Origin of the sequence: Chthonomonas sp., assembly GCF_035294165.1 — a bacterium.
Taxonomy (GTDB): domain Bacteria; phylum Armatimonadota; class Chthonomonadetes; order Chthonomonadales; family Chthonomonadaceae; genus Chthonomonas.
In genome coordinates this window covers 1-1,835 of the sequence record NZ_DATGLN010000130.1, presented here as the reverse complement: position 1 = coordinate 1,835, position 1,835 = coordinate 1, and the positions used below count along the sequence as shown (strand labels likewise).

The following is a 1,835-nucleotide window of genomic DNA, read 5'->3' as shown; positions in this document are numbered from 1 at the left end:
CGGCCATCTTAAAGAAGGGGTGCACGTACGTTATGAATTCACCCACTTCTGGCTCCGGCGCACCCCAGCTGTTGGACACCACGTCCGCGAGGTGATTGGTTATCACGTACACGAGGCTCTGGATGAGCGTGTATCCTGCGTCCGGTGAAACAACGGAGACGATGTTGGCCTGCGGGGCGAAGGCGTGTGCGAGCTCGAAGTCGAGGGCGCTCTCAACCTCCCATAGGGTGAGGACGGCGTTCTCGTACTGTGTGAGTGTGCCCTCTATGTTGGGTGTCCCATAGGGGTAAAGGACCTGGAAGGAGGCCGGCGCGGAGACATTGTAGAGTGCATCGTACGTAGCCATGTCCGTGGAGGCGGTGGGGTCACCGTAGGCGTCCGTGACGGCTACGGTTTCAAACTGGCCCTGATAGCCCGCATCCAAGAGGGATAGCTCGTCATACGCCTTGTATAGTGCGTAGGGCGTGTAGGGTGGCTGGGGGGACGCTGCGCCTCCGAAGCCATTATTTATGTCGTTTAGCGCTTGGGTCACTGAGAGGTTTGAGGCGGGGTTAACGAGTAGTTGGGGGATAAAGTAGGGGTAATCTGTGAATCCAATAGCCGAGCTCACTACTCCGGCGAAGCTAGAGGGCACATATATTGGTTTGATGTTAAAGTAGTATACGCCGAGACTGGTGTTGTACAGTGCGAATGTGGTGTTGAAGGCTGACTCAACGTTGAGGATGGAACCTTCGAGGCCCATGTAGAGCCTGTCGTTCGAGGGTAGCACGCTGAGGCCGTGCGATTCATAATAGGTGGCTACGGAGTTATATGTTGATTCGTTAGGCTCAAACCACTCCATGAATGTGTCATGAGAGAGGTAGTGGCCGTAGATGGGTGAGCTAGGAGAAGAAACACCCTGGAGAAACTGGTCGAGCAACGCGTTGTTAACCGTGTTGAACCCGAGGAACACTGTTATGTTTTGGGCCAGATTCAAATCAGCGCTAAGCTGAACTGCTCCTTGCGGTATGTATGGGACGCTCCCGTTAAGCTCAACCATACCCGTGCTGCCAAGCAAGCCCTGAAGAGTTGAAAACCTCGGAGACGACCAAGTTGACACCGACACGCCAGCAACCAGGGCGGCGACGGTAAGCGAAAACACAACCAGAGACGCGATCAAAACGCCTTTAACGTCTCCATTAACACGACGCATACTCGGCTAACCAGGGAGAAGTATTTATTTATTGCTTCCAACTAAGATATATAGTAACATTATTGTAACCTAAATGCAGATAACAAAAAGCTCGCACGGAGAGCAGTAAAATGTAACATGTTGAGTTCCATACTATGTGCACAGGGACTGGGGACGTAAGTGTAGACCGATGCATAGAGCCACGGTTTTAGCGGTGCCGAGCCAACGGGGGACGTTGTGCCTGCAGTTACCCCCGCAGGCGGGGACACCTGCGCAGTGAATGTCGGGTCTGTCGGAACTGCGAGGGATAACGATTTCTGCGACGCCCAACACTTGATGATTTTACGATTTTCATCTTGAAAGTAGCCGTAGTCGTGGCAACTATGCCCGCGGGTAGCAGTATCAAGTTTAGGATCATCTATATTGGCAAAATTCCTCTCCTTGAGCTTTTTGTCCACTACACTACAGGTAGTTCTGTGGTTCGCGTCTATTCCACGATGACACCTGTACATGTGTGGAGGCGCCCGTGGTTTTAGGCTGTGAGCCTGTTTTCAAGGAACTCGGCGGTTGCCTTAAATGCCTTGAGCATGTTCGAGCGCTTGGTGAATCCGTGGCCTTCGTCTTCAAAGAGCATGTACTCTACGTTTCTCCCCATCGCCTTGAG

1 protein-coding gene is annotated in these 1,835 nt (G+C 52.6%); it reads right to left on the bottom strand.

Features of this window, described 5'->3' with window-relative positions:
- A partial coding sequence (locus VKV29_RS06405) for a S53 family peptidase (protein WP_324200476.1) occupies positions 1-1,192 on the bottom strand: 1,192 nt, incomplete at its 3' end.
- Between the last annotated feature and the right edge of the window lie 643 nt (positions 1,193-1,835).